This is a genomic window from Euzebya pacifica, from assembly GCF_003344865.1.
Taxonomy (GTDB): Bacteria; Actinomycetota; Nitriliruptoria; order Euzebyales; family Euzebyaceae; genus Euzebya; species Euzebya pacifica.
The window spans coordinates 3,443,181-3,460,912 of record NZ_CP031165.1 but is presented as its reverse complement, the minus strand read 5'-3'; the positions used below and the strand labels follow the sequence as shown (position 1 = coordinate 3,460,912).

16 protein-coding genes are annotated in these 17,732 nt (G+C 71.7%); 7 read left to right on the top strand and 9 right to left on the bottom strand.

Annotated elements, in window-relative coordinates:
- From DVS28_RS14805 to thrS, 3 genes are all read right to left on the bottom strand, one after another.
- Positions 1-615 carry a 2,3-bisphosphoglycerate-dependent phosphoglycerate mutase gene (locus tag DVS28_RS14805; protein WP_114592144.1) on the bottom strand — a complete coding sequence of 205 codons (615 nt, stop codon included), beginning with the start codon at positions 613-615 and terminating at the stop codon, positions 1-3.
- Positions 616-779: 164 nt separating this feature from the next.
- Entirely contained in the window at positions 780-2,036 is a 1,257-nt protein-coding gene (locus DVS28_RS14800) for an HNH endonuclease signature motif containing protein (RefSeq protein WP_164710568.1), read from the bottom strand.
- Between the two features lie 243 nt (positions 2,037-2,279).
- Positions 2,280-3,545: a threonine--tRNA ligase gene (gene thrS, locus DVS28_RS14795; protein ID WP_216826052.1), complete on the bottom strand. Its 1,266-nt coding sequence runs from the start codon at positions 3,543-3,545 to the stop codon at positions 2,280-2,282.
- A 263-nt stretch (positions 3,546-3,808) separates the two neighbouring features.
- Here thrS and DVS28_RS14790 point away from each other — a divergent pair, with 263 nt between their 5' ends.
- Entirely contained in the window at positions 3,809-5,143 is a 1,335-nt protein-coding gene (locus DVS28_RS14790) for a PQQ-dependent sugar dehydrogenase (protein ID WP_164710567.1), read from the top strand.
- A complete protein-coding gene (locus DVS28_RS14785) occupies positions 5,140-7,224 on the top strand; it encodes a PQQ-dependent sugar dehydrogenase (protein ID WP_164710566.1) in 2,085 nt (694 codons plus the stop codon). Before DVS28_RS14790 ends, DVS28_RS14785 begins: the two co-directional genes overlap by 4 nt.
- On the opposite strand, the gene DVS28_RS14780 is transcribed toward DVS28_RS14785, so the two are convergent.
- The 3 genes from DVS28_RS14780 to DVS28_RS14775 are packed head-to-tail and all read right to left on the bottom strand — an operon-like array spanning position 7,225 to position 10,279.
- Positions 7,225-8,694, bottom strand: a complete 1,470-nt coding sequence (locus tag DVS28_RS14780; protein WP_216826051.1) for an adenylate/guanylate cyclase domain-containing protein — start codon at positions 8,692-8,694, stop codon at positions 7,225-7,227.
- A gap of 50 nt (positions 8,695-8,744) precedes the next feature.
- A complete protein-coding gene (locus DVS28_RS28465) occupies positions 8,745-9,533 on the bottom strand; it encodes an alpha/beta hydrolase (RefSeq protein ID WP_164710564.1) in 789 nt (262 codons plus the stop codon).
- Positions 9,530-10,279: an SDR family NAD(P)-dependent oxidoreductase gene (locus DVS28_RS14775; protein ID WP_164710563.1), complete on the bottom strand. Its 750-nt coding sequence runs from the start codon at positions 10,277-10,279 to the stop codon at positions 9,530-9,532. The genes DVS28_RS28465 and DVS28_RS14775 overlap by 4 nt, the downstream gene beginning before the upstream one ends.
- A gap of 65 nt (positions 10,280-10,344) precedes the next feature.
- Here DVS28_RS14775 and DVS28_RS14770 point away from each other — a divergent pair, with 65 nt between their 5' ends.
- From DVS28_RS14770 to DVS28_RS14760, 3 genes are read left to right on the top strand one after another with little or no spacing between them, the layout of a single operon-like run.
- The gene (locus DVS28_RS14770; protein WP_114592138.1) at positions 10,345-11,202 is read left to right on the top strand and encodes a 5'-3' exonuclease; all 858 of its coding nucleotides are present in this window, start codon (positions 10,345-10,347) and stop codon (positions 11,200-11,202) included.
- Entirely contained in the window at positions 11,199-11,726 is a 528-nt protein-coding gene (locus DVS28_RS14765) for a hypothetical protein (protein ID WP_114592137.1), read from the top strand. The genes DVS28_RS14770 and DVS28_RS14765 overlap by 4 nt, the downstream gene beginning before the upstream one ends.
- Complete coding sequence (locus tag DVS28_RS14760; RefSeq protein ID WP_114592136.1) at positions 11,723-12,190, top strand: hypothetical protein; 468 nt, start codon at positions 11,723-11,725, stop codon at positions 12,188-12,190. Before DVS28_RS14765 ends, DVS28_RS14760 begins: the two co-directional genes overlap by 4 nt.
- A 27-nt stretch (positions 12,191-12,217) precedes the next feature.
- Here DVS28_RS14760 and DVS28_RS14755 read toward each other — a convergent pair whose 3' ends face one another.
- Complete coding sequence (locus DVS28_RS14755; protein ID WP_216826050.1) at positions 12,218-12,709, bottom strand: J domain-containing protein; 492 nt, start codon at positions 12,707-12,709, stop codon at positions 12,218-12,220.
- 20 nt (positions 12,710-12,729) lie between these two features.
- Here DVS28_RS14755 and DVS28_RS14750 point away from each other — a divergent pair, with 20 nt between their 5' ends.
- Positions 12,730-14,313, top strand: a complete 1,584-nt coding sequence (locus DVS28_RS14750) for an SDR family oxidoreductase (protein ID WP_114592134.1) — start codon at positions 12,730-12,732, stop codon at positions 14,311-14,313.
- Here DVS28_RS14750 and DVS28_RS14745 read toward each other — a convergent pair.
- Positions 14,216-15,154 (bottom strand): DNA-3-methyladenine glycosylase family protein, encoded by a 939-nt coding sequence (locus DVS28_RS14745; RefSeq protein WP_114592133.1) that lies wholly within the window; start codon positions 15,152-15,154, stop codon positions 14,216-14,218. The two genes, DVS28_RS14750 and DVS28_RS14745, sit on opposite strands and share 98 nt — an antisense overlap.
- Positions 15,155-15,308: 154 nt before the next feature.
- Positions 15,309-16,223 (bottom strand): sigma-70 family RNA polymerase sigma factor, encoded by a 915-nt coding sequence (locus DVS28_RS14740; protein ID WP_164710562.1) that lies wholly within the window; start codon positions 16,221-16,223, stop codon positions 15,309-15,311.
- A gap of 309 nt (positions 16,224-16,532) precedes the next feature.
- Here DVS28_RS14740 and DVS28_RS14735 point away from each other — a divergent pair, with 309 nt between their 5' ends.
- The gene (locus DVS28_RS14735; RefSeq protein ID WP_114592131.1) at positions 16,533-17,705 is read left to right on the top strand and encodes an aminotransferase class I/II-fold pyridoxal phosphate-dependent enzyme; all 1,173 of its coding nucleotides are present in this window, start codon (positions 16,533-16,535) and stop codon (positions 17,703-17,705) included.
- Positions 17,706-17,732: the final 27 nt, after the last annotated feature.

The window sequence follows — 17,732 nt, the reverse complement described above, 5'->3', positions numbered from 1 at the left end:
CTACGCCTCGAGGATGCGCTTGCCGGTGGGCGTGCCGTCGGTCATCTCGTAGAGGTAGGGGACCCCGGTGTCGATGTTGACCGAGGGGATGTCCTCGTCGCTGATGCCGTCGAGCTCCTTGAGGATCGCGCGCAGGGAGTTGCCGTGGGCAGCGACCAGGACGACGTCGTGTTCCCGGGTGGCCGGGACGATCGTGTCGTGGAAGAAGGGGAGGGTGCGCTTGCCGGTGTCGGCCAGGCTCTCGCCGGCGGGCGGGGGGATGTCGTAGGACCGACGCCAGATGTGCACCTGTTCCTCGCCGAACTCCTCGCGCGTCTGCTGCTTGTTGCGGCCGGTCAGGGCCCCGTAGAAGCGCTCGTTGAGCTCCCAGGAGCGGATCTGCTCGAGGTCCGGCTGGCCCATGGCTGCCAGGACCCGCTGGCCGGTGTTGATGGCCCGCTGCAGCTCGGAGGTGTAGGCCACGTCGATGGTCAGCCCCTCGGCGGCCAGGCGTTCACCTGCGGCGGTGGCCTCGGCTTCGCCCTGCGGGGTCAGGGGGACGTTCACCCAGCCGGTGAAACGGTTCTCGGCGTTCCACGTCGACTGGCCGTGGCGGATGAGGATCAGGGTGCTCATGGCCGGGCACGCTATCCGGGAAGGCGATCCCCGTGCCAACAGGGCTCGCGCGTTCACCCGCGGGGCCCCACCAGTTCACGTGACCAGCGGGCCCGGACTGTGTTCGACCCAAGGGTTCGGTCGCACCTCGTAGCGACAACGAGCGGGGTCGGACCTGTTCGCGTTCAGGCGGCTTCGGCGGGTGGGTCGCGGCTGATCTCCACGCCGGTTTGGGTGGCCCAGGTCCGTTGTCCGGGTGGGCCGAGCAGTCGGTAGTGACGTCTGGATTTCTGTCGGTGGTGGCTGGTGCAGAGCCAGGCGAGGTCGGACAGCCGGGTGGTGCGGGTGATGGCCCAGCCGGTGACGTGGTCGATCTCCAGGAGGTGGTCGGCGGTGCAGCCGGGGACTTCGCATTGGTAGCCGCGGGCTTCCAGCGCGGTGCGTTGGTGGGCGGTGACCTGTCGTCCGAGGTGGGCGACGGTGACGTCCTGGGCGTTGGTGATGACGTAGGTGATGTGGGCGTCGGGAATCTGCTCGCGCACGGCGGACAGGGCGACCGATCCGATGCCAGCGATCTCGCAGGTCTCGCCGTCCTCCACCTCACCCCGCACGAGTGCGGAGCCGTCGACGCGGATGATCACCTTGGTCTGCCGACCCGTCCGCCTTGACCGTGGGGCGGCTGTGGGAGTCGAGGTGCCGGGATCGTCGTCGGCGCTGCCGCCGTCGGGGGTGTCACCGCGAACGGTGCTGCCGCTGGCGGTCTCGAGCAGGTTGAGGAGGGCGTCGAACCGATAGCAGGCATCGTCCTCGCGTTGTCCGGCGGCGTGGGCGGTCCGGAACACCGCGTCGTGCTCACCACGGAGGGCCGCCTCGATCCGGGCACCCAGATCACCCGGGCCGGACAGGAACGCTTTCCATTCGCCGTCGGTTTCGGTCCACGACCGGAACGCCCGCCGGGCCAGGTGCCGACGGCGGGTGATCTCGGGGTCCGGATCGGCGGCGGTGCGGATGTCCCGGGCCTTCTTGCGCAGCTCCGGCAACGTCTGGCTGGTGGCGTCCCCGATCAGCTCGCCCGCCTTCTCTGGCGCATCGGCCACGGTTTCGGACACGACGACGGCCTGGTCGGTCGACAGGGTCCCGTCCGTGACGGCCTTGTCCACGTCGGGCTGGTCGACCAGCTGCTCTGACGTGCGAAGCATCTTCTTGGCTGCGGCGGTGGAGGTGCCGGTCGCGGTGGCGATCAACGTCGCCGCGTCCTTGGCGCCGGTGGTCTCGTGTGCGGAGGTCTCGGTGGCGCGTCGGGCGGCCCGGGTGAGCATCCCGTCGACCAGCCGACCCGCACGACCCAGGTCCACCACCAACCCCGCCACGTCACCATCGGGGATCTGGTCGGGGTCGAACCGGCTGGCGAGGGTGTGGAGGTGGGTGACCAGCTCGGTCACCTCACCTGCCTCAACCACCCCTTGCCCGCCCATGTCCTCGACCCCGTCTTCCTGTCTCGATCGTGTGTTCGAGTATACCGCAGCGGGGGTCTCGGATCGCCTGTTTCCCCAGCTCAAACACCATTTCGGACGAAATATCAGTGGTGATGATCTCCGCTTCGTGGCTGGTGTTGAACAGTGTCATCCACCGTGGCCAACCTCCGGATTCGGCACGTCTGTGGACAGTGCTGGCGGGGGGCCTGCTCAGGCGGGCCACAGGTCGGGGGAGCGGCTGTCCACGAGCGCACCGAGGGCGTCGGCGGTGGACTGCAACGCCGCTGGTGGGCGCTGCGCACCCGATCGCAGCCGCAGGGCGACGGTGCCGTCGGCCGCCTCTCGAGGGCCGACCACAGCGGTCCACGGGACCTTGTCCAGCCTGGCCTGCCGTATCCGCGCACCGAGGGTCGCGTCGCGGGCATCGACGTCCACTCGCAGCCCTCGACGAAGGAACGCGTTCCGGACGGCAGCCACATGACCCGACGGGAGCGGCTCGATCGGTACGACGCGGACCTGCACCGGGGCGAGCCAGGGCGGCATCGCCCCGTCGTGGACCTCCAGCAGGTGCGCCACCATGCGCTCCATGGTCGAGACGATGCTCCGGTGGATCATCACGGGCATGACCCGGTGCGGTCCGTGCTCGGCGAACAGGTCGAACCGTTCGGGAAGGTGGAAGTCGACCTGGATGGTCGACAGGGTCTCCTCTCGTCCCTGGGGGTCGCTGACCTGCAGGTCGATCTTGGGCCCGTAGAAGGCGGCCTCGCCCGGTGCCTCGGTGAAGGGAAGGCCGTGGTCGACGAGGGTGGACCGCAACGCCGCTTCGCTGCGGGCCCACATGTCGTCGTCGTCGACGAACTTGGGCCCCTCGTCACGCAGGGACAGCCGGAACCGAGGTCGTGGGATCCCGAGGGTGTCGTAGGCCGCACCGACCATGCTGAGCATGTCGCTGATCTCGTCGTGGATCTGGTCGGGGGTGCAGAAGACGTGGCCGTCGGACAGGGTCATCTGACGGGTCCGCGAGAGGCCGCCGACCACGCCGGAACGCTCGAAGCGGAACATGGGCGCGAGCTCGGCCAGGCGGTAGGGCAGTTCGCCCAGCGATGGCCGCTCGGCGCCGAAGACGAGGACGTGATGGGGACAGTTCATGGGTCGCAGCACGACCTGGTCACCACCGACGTCCATCGGTGGGTACATGTCGTCGCGGTAGTGGGCCCAGTGACCGGAACGTTCGTACAGCTCTCGCTTGGCCAGCACCGGGGTGTGGACGTGGCGATACCCGTGCCGGCGTTCGAGCTCGACGATGTAGCGCTCGACCTCCCAGCGGATGGCCGCCCCGGCGGGCAGCCACAGCGGCAGCCCGGCACCGAGGGACTCATCGGTGGCGAAGACGCCCAGCTGTCGACCTATCCGGCGGTGGTCGGGCAGGGCGTTGTCCTGAACGTGGTCGTGGACGGTGGTGGAGGGTGGGTTCATCTGGCTGGTCCTCTCTGGTGTCCGGGGCCCGATCCCGGCGAGGACGCCACGAAAACGACGACACCCCGGGCGTGGACCCGGGGTGTGTGTCGGTCTGTGGCCTACACGAGCACGCCGGATCGCTCCGGCGTCGTCGTCTGCACATGCGCGTGGTTGGTCACGGGTCGACCGTACGCCCCTCCACCTCGTACGGCAACCGGGGTTTCGCAGGTCGTCGGGGTCGTGTCCTGCCGGGGGATCGGCACGCTCATAGGCTCGGCGCGGTGCTGCGCCGTGTCGTGATCCCTGCCGTCCTCCTCCTGCTGCTGACCGCGTGCAGCGCCGACACGGAAGGGACCGCCACCGTCGATCCGACCCTGGGCGATGGCACGTCGGCGCCGACCACGCCAGCCCCGACCACGTCAGCGCCGACCACGCCAGCGCCGACCACGGAACCGTCATCGGCAACGACCGAAGCCGAGGACGGGACCCCCTCGGCGACCCCCACCGACGACGTGCCGGCCACGCCCACCACCACCCCGGATCCCACGCCCGACGAACCAGCGACGGTTGCCGACCCGGGCAGCGTCGACCTGGTGCTGGAGGAGATCGCACGCCTGTCCGCACCGATCGCGATGGCCGTCCGCCCCGGCGACGACACCCTCTGGGTCGCCGAGCGCGCGGGTCGCGTCGTGCCCGTCCAGCCCGACGGCACCGTCGGCGAGGCCATCCTCGACATCTCCGGCGACACCACGACCGGATCGGAACGCGGCCTCCTGGGCCTGACGTGGTCCGCCGACGGCGACACCCTGTACCTGTCCTACACCGACACCGACGGCGCCAACGTGCTGGCCGCGGTCCCCGTGTCCGACGGCGTCCTGCGCGCCGACGACCGTCGGGCCCTGCTGACCGTCCCGCAGCCCGCGTCCAACCACAACGGCGGCGACCTGCAGCTCGGTCCCGACGGCTACCTGTGGTGGGCCCTCGGCGACGGAGGCGCTGCCGACGACCGGTTCGGCAACGGCCAGCGGCCCGACACCCTGCTCGGCGCCATGCTGCGGATCGACCCCGACGGCGGCGACCCCTACGGCATCCCGGCCGACAACCCGTGGGCCGAGGGTGGAGAAGGGGCCCCGGAGGTCTGGGCGTACGGGTTGCGCAACCCGTGGCGGTTCGCGTTCGACACCGTCACCGACACCGTCTGGATCGCCGACGTCGGCCAGAACAGCGTGGAGGAGATCGACCGCGTCGGCGTCGCCGAGGCGGGCCTGAACTACGGCTGGCCCCACCGCGAGGGCGACGAACCCTTCGACGGCGGACAGGCCGACGGCCCGACCGTGGAGCCCGTCCACACCTACACCCACGGACGCGGGTGCTCGATCACGGGCGGGCGGGTCTACCGGGGCAACGACCTCGACGCCCTGCGCGGCGCCTACCTCTACACCGACTTCTGCGACGGCCGGATCTTCGCGCTGGTCGTCGACGCCGACGGCAGCGTGGTCGAGGACGTCGACACCGGCATGTCGTTGTCGGCTCCGGTCGCGTTCGGCGAGGGTGCTGACGGTGCCCTGTACGTTCTCTCCCTTGACGGCCCAATCCACGAGGTGACTGCCCGATGAGCCCTGCCCCTTCGATGTCCTCACGCACCCGCCTGATGGTCGCGCTGCTCGCCCTGGCGCTGCTCGTGCCGCTGGTCGGCAGCCGCGCGGACGCCCAGGAGGACGGCCGGATCGGCGACGACCTCGACCCGGTGATCGGCGCGGTGCAGCTCAGCACGGCCGCGCACGCCGACGGCATGGCCTCCCACGCGGTCATCGGTCGTGACGACGTGTTCGTCGACAACCTCGCCGCCACCGCCCTGGTCGGCCGGTTCGGCACGCTGCTGCTGACCACCGGCGGTGCCGATGCGCAGCCCCGTCAGGAGATGCTGGAGGAGCTGCAGCGGGCGCTCGGACCCGGCCGCTGCGAGGTGGGCGGCGCACCGCAGGTCTACTTGGCCGGCGGTGACGCGGCCGTCAGCACGGCCGTCGAACAGGCGGTGGCCGAGCTCGGGTACTGCATGCGCCGCCTCGACGGGGCCACCCGCATCGACACGGCCGTCGCGGTGGCCGATGCGGTCGGTGACCAGTCCGACACCGTGGTCCTGGTGCGCGACGACGACTGGGCGGACTCCGCCGCCATCGGCTCGTGGGCCGCCCTGACCAACAGCCGCATCCTGATCACCCCCACCGACGCCCTGGACGCGCGCACCGCCGACGCGCTCCGTCGGCACGCGCCCACCGAGATCCTCCTGCTCGGCGGCGAAGCAGCGTTGTCCACGGCCGTCGAGCAGTCGGCGGCCGAGATCGCGCCGGTGCGACGGATCGCGGGTCCGGCCCGCGACGCCACGGCCGTGGCCATCGCCGACCAGGTCTGGGGCGACGATGCAGGCGACGGCGTGGCGGCCGGCAACGGGTACGCCGGCACGAGCTGGGCCTATCTCTTCGCCGCCGCACCCCTGGCGGGCCAGCAGTCCAGGCCGATCCTGTATGCCGACGACAACGGGCTGACGGCAGCGTCCGCGTCGTGGGTCCAGGGCGAACGCGTCACGGTCCTCGCGGTCGGACCGGCGGTGCCGCCCGACGCGTCGCCCGGGCCCACCCCGGAACCACCGACCGGGCCGGACCTGGCTGCAGCCGACGTGGCGCTCGAGACCGTCGGATCCTTCGCGGCGCCGTTGACCCTCCGGCCGAGGCCGGACACCGGTGAGCTGTGGATCGGGGAACGAGCGGGGATCATCCGGACCGTCGGCACCGCCCAGCCACGGACCGTCCTGGACATCAGCAGCACCGTCGGGACCGGCGGCGAGGGTGGCCTGCTCGGGTTCGACTTCTCCGGCGACGGCCAGACGCTGTACGTCTCCTCCACCAACCGCGCCGGTGACTCGGTGATCGACGCCTTCACCATCACCGGCGACTCAGTCGACCTGGCCAGCCGACGCGAGCTGATCCGGGTCGACCAGCCCGCGTCGAACCACAACGGCGGCGACCTGCACCTCGGCCCCGACGGCTACCTGTGGTGGTCCCTCGGCGACGGCGGCGGCAGCAACGACGACTTCGACAACGGCCAGGACCCGTTCACCCTGCTGGGCTCACTCGTGCGCATCGCCCCCACGGCCGACGGCTACGACATCCCGCCGGACAACCCCTTCGCCGACGGTCAGGGCGGCGCCCCCGAGGTCTGGGCCTATGGCCTGCGCAACCCCTACCGGTTCTCCTTCGACGACGCCACCGGGGACCTCTACATCGGCGACGTGGGACAGGGAGCGGTGGAGGAGATCGACTGGCTCGCCGCGGGTACCGGCGCGGGCAGCAACTTCGGGTGGCCCGTGTTCGAGGGCACGCAGGCCGGCCCGGGTGGTGGCTCGGCCCCCGGTCACGTCCCGCCGGTCTTCGAGTACCCCCGCAGCGGCGGCAACTGCTCGGTCACCGGTGGGGTGGTGTACCGGGGCACCGCGATCCCCGAGCTCACCGGCGCCTACGTGTTCGCCGACTTCTGCCGCGGCGACGTGCGCGCCATCCTCGTCCAGGACGGCGACGTCACGCAGATCGCGGACCTCGGCATCGACATCGACAGCCCCGTGGGGTTCGGGGTCGACCACAGCGGTGAGGTCTACGTGCTCGGCATCGGCGGCACGGTGGCCAAGGTCGTGCCGGCCTGATCAGGCCGGCGTCGCCAGCGGGGTCGGACTCGACCGGCCCCGCAGGACGACCTCCCCGGCGTCGACCCAACGCACGGCCTCGGCGGGGTCGGCCCGGTCCAGCACGGCCCGGTCGACCAGCACCGCCGGGTCGTGGTCCTTGGCCATGCCCGACAGCCGTGACGCCACGTTCACGGGGTCGCCGATGACGGTGTACTCCAGCCGCGTCGACGCGCCGAGGTTGCCGGCGACGACCTGTCCAGCCGCCACGCCCGTCCCCGCGCGCAGCTCGGTCACCTCCACGGGCAACCGCTCGCCGAGCTCCCGTGCGGCGGCCAGGGCCGCACCCGCCGGGTCGTCGTGGGCCAGGGGGGCTCCCCACACCGCCAGCACCGCGTCGCCCATGAACTTGTTGACCACCCCGCCGTGGGCATCCACGACCTCCACCACGACGGCGAAGAAGCTGTTGAGCAGCTCGAGGACCTCGTGGGGCGAGCTGTGCTCGGCCAGCCCGGTGGAGTCGACGACGTCGACGAACAACGCTGCCGCGAACCGTTCCTCGCCACCCAGGGCCACCCCGTCGGCGATGGCGGTGCGGGCGACGTCCTCACCGACGTGCCGGCCGAACAGGTCGCGGACGCGTTCGCGCTCGCGCAACCCCTCCACCATCCGGGTCACGCCGGCCTGGAGCACGCCGATCTCGGTTGTTTCGGTGATCGGGACGTCGACGTCGAGGTCGCCGCGCTCGATCCGTTCCAGCGACCGGCGGAGCGCCCGCAGCGGATCGGCCATCCCACGTGCGAACTGCAGGACCGTGAGCAGACCGGTGGCCAGCGCCGTCAGCCCGAGCACGAACACCGCGATGGCCAGCTCGCGACGGGAGACGTCCAGGCCGATCGCCAGTCCGCTGAGCAGCGTGATGCCTGCCAGCGGCAGGCCGGTGCCCAGCGTCCAGGTCAGCACCGCCCGCCAGGCCACACCGGCCCCTGGCGGACGGTGCAGCGACCGGCCGGCGTAGGCCCGCGCAACCACGCGACGGTTCAGGTGGACCAGCAGGAGGTAGCTCGTCGTGGAGGTCGTGAGGCCGCCGATGAGCACGGTCAGTCCCACCTCCACGCCCAGCAGCACGTCCTGCAGCCCGTTGACCAGGGCGAACAGCAGCGCAGCGAGTCCCCAGAGGGCCGTCTGCCGGCTCGCCGAGGCCAGCGGGATCCGCACGGCCAGACGACGTTCGTGGCGGTCCGGGAGTCGTTCCTCGACCAGCCAGCGCAGCCGCCGCGACGCCTGACGTGCGCCGAAGATCACGCCGCCGACGGCCACGGTGCCCGTGTAGGCACCGGCAAGGATCAGGTTGAGGATGCGAGACCGCTGTTCGTCGATGCCGTCGGGGGTGGGCAGCACGAACGCCAGCAGGACGAAGACGACGATGGCCCCGGCGAGGTTCGCAAGCGACAGGGACAACGAACCCAGGACGACGGTGCGCCGCGCCACGTGCCGGCCGCTGGCGCGTTGCCTGCGGGATCCAGGATCGTCGGGAGGGGTCACCCCACGGTGTCCAGGTGAGCGCCCAACAGGTCGGGGAAACGAGGGTGCAGGTGCGCGGCATGACCGGCCCCGTCGAGGACGTGATGGTGGCCGAACAGCGCGGCTGCCGTGCAGGCGCCGAAGGTGCGGAACGCCGGATGGCTGGTGGTGCCCGAGACGGTCGTCACGGGGATCGGAACCTCCCCCGACACGGCGTCGGCAAGCCCGGCCCGGTCCAGCATCGCCTGCCAGATGGCGAGGTCGCCGGGCAGCATCGACAGCCCCGGGTCCCCCCGGCGGTACAGGGGGGACAGCGCAGCCATCAACGCCGGGTCGACCGCGTCGAACAGGTCGCCGAACGCCGCTTCGACATCGAGCTGGGCACGTTCGTGCGCGGCCCTCGCGGCACGAAGCAGGCGCGTCGGCTCGACCATGTCCGACGGCGTCAGGTCGATGGCGGCGGTCTCCACGACGACCAGCGAGCGGAACGCGTCGGGACGGGCCTGTACCGCCCGGAGCAGCACCAGCCCACCGAAGGAGCTCCCGATGGCGTCGACGGGTCCGCCGTCGGCGTGCTCGTCGATGGTGGCCAGCAGCCGCAGGGCCTGCTCGCCGATGGTGGCCTCGGGGCCCGGCGTTCGCTCGAAGCCCGGCCGGTCGACCACCAGCACCCGTGAGCGACGTCCCCATCGGCGCGCGACACCCTCGAAGGTCAGCCGGCCGCCGGCAAGGGCGCCGTGCACGGCGACCAGGGGTGGCCCGTCGCCGACCTCGACCAGGCCGAGCGGCTCGACGGCATCGCTCACGACGCCGGCGACAGCTTCCGCAGGTCGATCACCGCACCGGTCTCGATGTCCTCGCGCTGCACGACCGACCAGATGCCGGTGGCGGCGTCGGCCGGGTCGACCAGCTCGCCACGCTCGTACAGGCCGACGAACTTCTCCTTGGCCGGGAACACCGTCTCGTCCTGCGCCCGGATGTACTCCTGCATGCCGGTTCCCACGACGCCGGGGGCCACGGCGACGACCTTGACCGGGTTGTCGGTCGATGCCTGCTCGGCGCCGACGGTCCGGACCCAGTGGTCCACACCGGCCTTCGCACCGCAGTAGGACGACCAGCCCTCGTAGGGCTTGCTGGCGGCACCGGAGGACAGCAGGACGAGGCTGGCGCTGGTCACCGACGGCGCACGACCCACGGCCGCGAGGAACGCGTTGCCGAGCACCTGCGGGGCAGCGCTGTTCAGCAGCACGTTGCGCGTGTAGGCGGCCTGGTCGACCCGGCCGGCGAAGCCCATCGGGTCCAGCGTCCCCGCGTTGTGCACGAAGACGGCCGTCTCGGCCTCGGTGTCGCCGAGCACGGCGTCGAAGTGGGCCGCAACCGCCGCCCACGCCGCCGGGTCGGACAGGTCAGCGGGCACGTGTTCGGTGCCGGGCGCCCCGCCGGAGCGGGACAGGTCGAAGGTGTGGGCGTCCTCGAACGGTACGGAGGCGGCAAGTGCCGCCCCGATGCCGCCCGATGCGCCGGAGATCCAGACGAGTGCAGAAGTGGCCATGTCGGCGGGAAGCCTACCCGGGCGGTCCGGCCAGGCGTGGACGCAGGCGGCTACCCTGCGCACGCATGACATCGAGCCTGCTGGTGGACACGTCCAGCCTGACCTATCGGGCGTTCTTCGCGCTGCCCGCGTCCATCACCGACGCCGACGGCCACGCAGTCAACGCCGTCCGCGGCTACCTCGACATGGTCGCCACCGTGATCGCCGAGCTACGGCCCGACGAGGTCGTGCACTGCCTTGACCACACCGAGGTGCCCACGGGACGCCTGGACGCGTTCCCTGCGTACAAGGCCGACCGGGCCGCCCCACCGGAGGAGATCGTCTGGCAGTTCGGGCTGCTCCGACGGTTGCTCCCGGCGATGGGCGAGCGGCTGGTCGAGGCCCCCGGCTGGGAGGCCGACGACGTCATCGGCACGCTCGCCGCCAAGGCAGGTCCCGGCGACCGGGTCGAGGTCCTGACCGGCGACCGTGACCTCATCCAGCTCGTTCGCGATCCCGTCGTCCGGGTCCGCTACACCCTGTCGGGCACCAAGAAGGTCGCCCTGTACGACGAGGCCGGCGTGCACGACAAGTACGGCATCGCACCCGACCGGTACGTCGACTTCGCCATCCTGCGCGGGGATCCCTCCGACGGGCTGCCCGGGGTGAAGGGCGTCGGACCCAAGACCGCCATCCGGCTGCTGGAGGACCATGCCGACCTGGCATCGGTCGTCGCGGCAGCCGATCAACAGACGCCCAAGCTGGCCGCCACCCTGCGCGACAGCGCGGACTACATCGACGCGATGCTCGAGGTGGTGCCCGTCCGCACCGACGTCGACCTGCACGAGCTCCCCGGTGAGGCCGACCCGGCGGTCGTCGCCGAGCTGGCCGCCGCCCATGCCGTGGAGTCTCCCGTCCAGCGCTACACCGAGGCCCGCCAGTGACCCGCCCGACCGCCCTGCTCATCGTCGCGCTGCTCGCGCTCGCCCTCTCGGCGTGCGGCGAGCCGCCCATCGCGCTGGACATCCCCGACCGCGACGGCCGCCAGGTCCTGGACGAGGCCGACATCCTCGACACCGAGGCGCTGGAGGCCACGCTCGCCGGGTACGCCGACGACGGGGTCGACATTGTCGCCCTGACCTACACCGTCGAGGGGGCCAACTGCGGCGAGGCGTTCCGTGCCGGCCGCGAGTTCGTGCAGGCGTGGGAGGCCGACGTGGCCGTCGTGGCCGTCGCCGAGCCCGGTGACTTCGACGACGCCGACGGCGACCGTTGTGTCGGCCTGGCCCCCCTCGATGACTTCGAGCTGGGGCGTGGCACCCGCGAGGAGGTCAGCGAGGTCATCTGGCCGCCGCTGATCGCCGACAACGCCTGGGGCGAGATCTTCGACGTTGCGGCCGACGAGCTCTTCGCGGCACTGTCGGACACGAGCGACACGGCACCGACCGAGGACCTGGAGGACGAATGAACATCGACCAGCTTCGTGTCCTGATGGAGGAAGCGGCCGCCAACGTCACCGAGCGACACGAGCGGCCACTGCCCGTCACCGTCGTCCTCCCGCTGGAGGGCGCCACGAGGGTCACCGCGCTCGACGGGTTCCCCGACGACGACACCGAACGCAAGGACGCCCTGTCGGTGTTCGCCGCCCAGCACATGGTCCCGGCCAACGCCGCCTGTTTCGGCCTCCTGGCCGAGGCGACCGGACCGGACGGCGAGGACCTGATGGTGGTCGTCTACGGTGCCCGTCGCCGTGGCAGCCACGTGATCGCGGCGATGTTCGACGAGGACGGCGCCCTGACGGAGTTCACGCCGTCCGAACCCCTGGAGAAGACGGCCATGCCCTTCGTCCAGCCGCTCCAGCACGCCGCCGACATGGCCGAGGCACCGGACGACCCTGCCGCCGGCGGCCTGCCGATCATCACGACCTCCTGACGTCGGCGACGCCGACGGCGTCGCGGATCAGCGGAGCGCGACGAGCAGCAGCACGATCGTGCCGACCAGCACGATGCCCGCGCCGACGCGACGGCTTGCGGCGGAGAACGCCGCCCGCTGCGTGCGTCCGATGACGGAGTAGGCCGACTCCCGTGCGGCGGCCTCGCGCAGCTGGGCGACGCTGACCGGACGGACTCCTCCGGGTCCCCAGCTGGGCACCTGGCCATCGGAGCCACTGCCGTCATCGGCGGCAGTCGAGGGCCCGGCGTCACGGGACGCGCGACGCCGGTCGTAGGCCGCCCGTCGCACCGGGTCCTTCAGGACCGCCCATGCGGCGTTGGCCCTGACGGTGCGTTCCGTTGCGGTGGAGTCGCCGACGAGGTCGGGGTGCGACTCGCGGATGATCCGGCGGTGCGCGTCACGGATGACCATGTGGGGGGCCACGTGGGGCACGCCCAGCACTGCATAGAGGTCGTCGTCGGGCGCGGGGATCGTCACAGCAGGGGAGAGGATACGCACCGCGGGGTACAACCTCACCCATGAACTCCCCTCAGAAGACCGTCTGCGTGCTCGGAGCGACCGGTTACGTGGGGGGTCGTCTGGTGCCGCGGCTGCTGGAGGCCGGCTATCGCGTCCGCTGCCTCGTCCGGTCGCCCGAGAAGCTGGCCCAACACGGGTGGCACGACAAGGTCGACGTCGTGGCCGGTGACGCCACCGTCGCCGAGGACGTCGCCGCTGCCGTCGAGGGCTGCGAGGGCGTGTACCACCTCATCCACCAGATGGGCACGGCCGACGACTTCGCCTCGGCCGACCGTCGCGCCGCCGACCACGTCGCGGCCTGCGCGGAGTCCGCCGGGGTCAAGCGGATCGTGTACCTCGGCGGCCTGGGTGAGGTCGACGACGACTCCTCCGCCCATCTCGCCAGCCGGGGCGAGGTCGCCGACGTGCTGAAGGACGGCGCGGTGCCCATCACCGTGCTGCGAGCGGCCGTCGTCATCGGCTCGGGCAGCGCGTCGTTCGAGATGCTGCGCCACCTGACGGAGAAGCTGCCGTTCATGGTCTGCCCCCGCTGGATCGACACCCGCGTCCAGCCGATCGCCATCCGCGACGTGCTGCGCTACCTGATCGCCGCCATGGACACGCAGGACACGGCCAGCCACGACTACGACATCGGTGGCCCCGACGTGCTGACCTACCGCGAGATGATGCAGCGCTACGCCGCCGTCGCTGGCCTGCGCAAGCGCGCCATCCTGACCGTGCCGGCGTTGACCCCGACCCTGTCCAGCTACTGGGTCAACGTCGTCACGCCGGTCCCGTTCGGCCTGGCGAAGCCCCTCGTGCAGAGCCTGTCGGTCGACGTCGTCGTCCGTGACGGCCACGAGACCGGTCAGGACCTGGACCCCGAACCCTGTCTGCCCTACGAGACCGCCCTCCGGCTTGCGCTCCAGCGCGTCGCCGATCGCGAGGTCGAGACGTCGTGGCGGGACGCGGCGCTCGCCGGTCGCAGCCCTGCCGAGCCCTATCCGGGCGACCCGGAGTGGTCCGGCGGCGTCCTGCTGCGCGACGTCCGCTCCGAGACCGCAGCGGCCTCCGCCGCCGCGGTGTACGAGGCCGTGTCGCGGATCGGTGGCGACCGGGGCTGGCCGACCCACATGTGGGCCTGGACCATGCGTGGTTGGGTCGACCGGCTCGTCGGTGGGGTCGGGCTGCGGCGCGGCCGGCGAGACCCCGACGACCTGCGACCCGGGGACGCGCTGGACTTCTGGCGGGTCGAGGCGCTGGCGCCCGACCGGTTGGTCAGGCTGCGCGCGGAGATGCGGCTGCCCGGCGATGCGTGGCTGGAGTTCCGGCTGGAACCCGACGGGCCGGACCGGACCGTCCTCCACCAGCGCGCCCTCTTCGCCCCGCGGGGGCTGATCGGGCGGCTCTACTGGTGGGTGCTGGTGCCCTTCCACGGGCCCATCTTCACGTCGATGGTGCGGTCGTTGGCCCGCGACGCCGAGGCCATCCAGCCCTCGCTGCCGCCTACCAGTACCGGTGCGCCGACAGCGCCTGACGAGGGCCACGACGAGGCTTGGTCTCCACCAGCCCGCGACCTGCCGCCCGCTCGACGAGCCGGATGACCCGGCCGCGGTGCCCGGCGTAGGGCGCCAGCAGCTCCAGCATCGTCGCGTCGTCCTCCGAGCGGTCGCCCAGCGCCCAGCCGATCGTGGCAGGGATGTGGTAGTCGCCCACGCTGACGGCGTCGGCGTCGCCGAGCCACAGGCGGGTCTCCGCCGATGTCCATCCGCCGACCCCTCGGATCGAGGTGAGGCTGGCATCCATCTCGTGCCACGCGCGGGCCGCCGCCTGCCGCTCGAACGTCGCCTCGTGGACGGCGAAGGCGTGCAACGCGGTCGCCGAGCGCAGCGCGATCCCGCACCTGCGCAGCTGATGGGCCGGTGCCGCCCCCAACGACTCGCGCGTGGGCCAGGCCGACACCTGCTGCGGCGTGGAGCTGCCGAGCATGGCGACCAGCTGATGGGCGCTGCGGGCGGCCTCCAACCCCTGCACGAGCTGGCCCAGCACCGCACGACCGAAGGACTCCGAGGCGCGGGGCAGCGCACCGAGGATCGGTGCTCCGACGACCTTGAGCGCGTGGCGGAGCAACGGATGCGGGGCGACGAGCTCCGCGAACCCGGTCAGGTCGTCACGGAACCCGGCCCAGGCCCGTGCGCCTTCCAGCGCACGTTCGACGGCACCGGGGGGAGTGGCCGCCGACCCCCAGACCTGCAGGACGATGCGGTTGTTGGCAGGGCGAACCTCCAAGACGAGCGGTCCAGCAGGCCCCTGCTCGGCGCGTCGCCACCCGCCGCCGGGCAGCTTGGCGACGGTCCGCCCCCTGGACCGGCCACTGCCGAACCACATGGTCGATGCCAGCGGCCGGCGCGGCACGACGTCCTCCGCCAACACCGTGCTCGTCATCCCTGACAGGGTAGGCGCCGCCCGGCGCCGCGCCCATGCGGCGCCGGTGTCTGCTTCCTACGGGGCGCGGTGTCTGATTGCTACGCGGCGCTGTGCCCGCTGTAGCACGCTGGCGCGTGCCCGCGCCGCGCTCGGGCCTCGCTTCGCTCCGTTCCTACGCGGCGCGGAGCTCCTTCTGCAAGCGGTTCAACGCCTGGGTCTCGATCTTGCGGACGCTCTCGCGGGACAGGCCGAGCTCCTTGCCGAGGGCGTCGAGGGTGAGGATCATGCGGCCGTCGAGGCCGTAGCGGCGGGTGATGACGTACCAGGAGCGCTCGTCCAGGCGGTGTTCGGCGACCGAGAGCATGTGGCGGTTGAACTCGGCCTCGACGACCTCCTCGGCAGGGGCGTCCTCGGCGATGGCGACGAAGTCCGCCATCTCGCTGGCGTCGCTGTCGTGCCCGACCTTGCGGTCCAGCGACGTCACGGTCTTGTCGGCGTCCAGCGCACGACGCACGCGGTGCTCGCTGAGGCGAGTGGCCTCCGCCAGCTCGGCGATGGTCGGCTCGTCACCGTTGATGGCTTCCAGCCGCGCACGGGCCGCGCGGACCTTCACCAGGGCGTCGTGCAGGGCGACGGGCAGGCGGATGGTCCGCTCGCTCGCCGCGACGCCACGCTGGATCGCCTGGCGGATCCACCAGGTCGCGTAGGTGGAGAACTTGAACCCACGACGCCAGTCGAACTTCTCCACGGCCCTGATCAGCCCGAGGTTGCCCTCCTGGATCAGCTCGTCGAGGCCCAGCTGGGACCGCTTGGAGAACTTCGATGCCACCGACACCACGAGGCGGAGGTTGGCGTTGACGAAGTGGTCGAAGGCGGCCTCGCCGGCATCGGAGACGATCTGCAGCTGCATCCGCTCCTGGGCGGACAGCACCTCGTCCTCGTCGTCCAGGCGTGCCCGCGCCTCGACGCCGGCCTCGATGGCCTTCGCCAACCGCACCTCGTCGGCCGCAGTCAGCAGCGCGACCTTTCCGAGCTCACCGAAGTAGAGGTCGAGCAAGTCCTCGGGAACCGAGCTGTGAAGCTTCAACGGTCTCCGCACCTTCCTTTCCGCCCCAGCAGGTCCAGCGGAGCCGGCCGGCCCCGCCTCGTGGGCGGTGTTGTTCCAGTAGACGGTGGAGTGGCCCCATGGGTTTCCACTGCCTTGGCAAAGTGTCGGTAAAGCACGGCCGCTCCTCGGGTCGTCATCGCGCTGGACGATGGTCCACAACCAGTTCGTCGCCGATGACGATCCGGCTGGTTCGGTTCGTCACCCAACGACAACATCCGGCATGGCGAGGGTTCTGACCCTGCGCTGACGAGATCGGCGGTCACCTGCCCGGCGTGCGAAGCTGCGGGCATGAACCCCGTGCTCGCGCGGCTGGGCGGGTACCCGCTGGCCGCCTTCCAGGACCTCGCCCGGCAGATGCGCGCCGAGGACGAGCCAAGCTTCGACTTCTCCATCGGCGACCCGGTCGAACCGACCCCGCCGTTCATCCGACAGGCGTTGATCGACGCCGTCCCCGAGGTCAGCCAGTACCCGACCGCGGCCGGGGTCCGCCCCCTCCGCGAGGCGATCGCCGGCTGGGTCCAGCGCCGGTTCGACGTCGAGGTGGACCCCGACCTGCACGTCCTGCCGACCTCGGGGTCCAAGGAAGGCATCTTCCATGCCCCCCTCGGGTTGCTCGACGCCGGGTCGGCCAAACGGCACTGCATCTGGGGCTCGCCCGGCTACCAGCCCTACGAGCGCGGCACCCTCTTCGCCGGCGGCGAGTCCGACCGCGTCGACCTGTCCGCAGACGAGGGCTGGCTGCTGCACCTCGACCGGCTGCCCGCCGACCGGCTGGACCGCGCGTTCATCGCCTGGCTGAACTACCCGCACAACCCGACCGGGGCCGTCGCCGAACCCGAGTGGCTCCGGGCCCAGCTGTCCGTCGCGCGCGAGCACGGCATCGTCATGGGGTCCGACGAGTGCTACGTCGACATCCACCCGCCGGCCGGCCCGCTGCCCGCGTCGATGCTCGAGGTGGCCGACGGTGACCTGACCGGTGTGCTGGTGGCGTTCTCGTTGTCCAAGCGCAGCGGCATGACCGGCTACCGCTGCGGCGCCCTCGTCGGGGACCCCGACCTGATCGCCGCCCAGCGCACGATGCGGCCCAACATCGGCTCGGCCAGCCCCGAGTTCGTGCAGCACGCGGCAGCCGCAGCATGGGCCGACGACGTCCACGTCGCCGAACGCCGCGAGGTGTTCGAGGCCAAGCGCCAGGTCATGCAGGCCTTCTGCGACGAGGTCGGGCTCGAGGTCAGCGGCTCGGCCGCCACCTTCTACCTGTGGCTGCGGGCACCCGGCGGCGACGATCGGGCGTACGCCCAGGCGCTGCTGACCAGGCGGATCGTCGCCTCGCCCGGGTCGGCGTTCGGCCCGGCGGGGGCTGGCTGGCTGCGGCTGGCCCTGGTCCCCTCGGTGGACGGCTGCCACGCGGCGGCGGCGGCGTGGCGACAGGCCATCGACGACGGGGTGCTGCCCACCTGAGCGCCTGACCGGTCGGGGGCTTGGCGA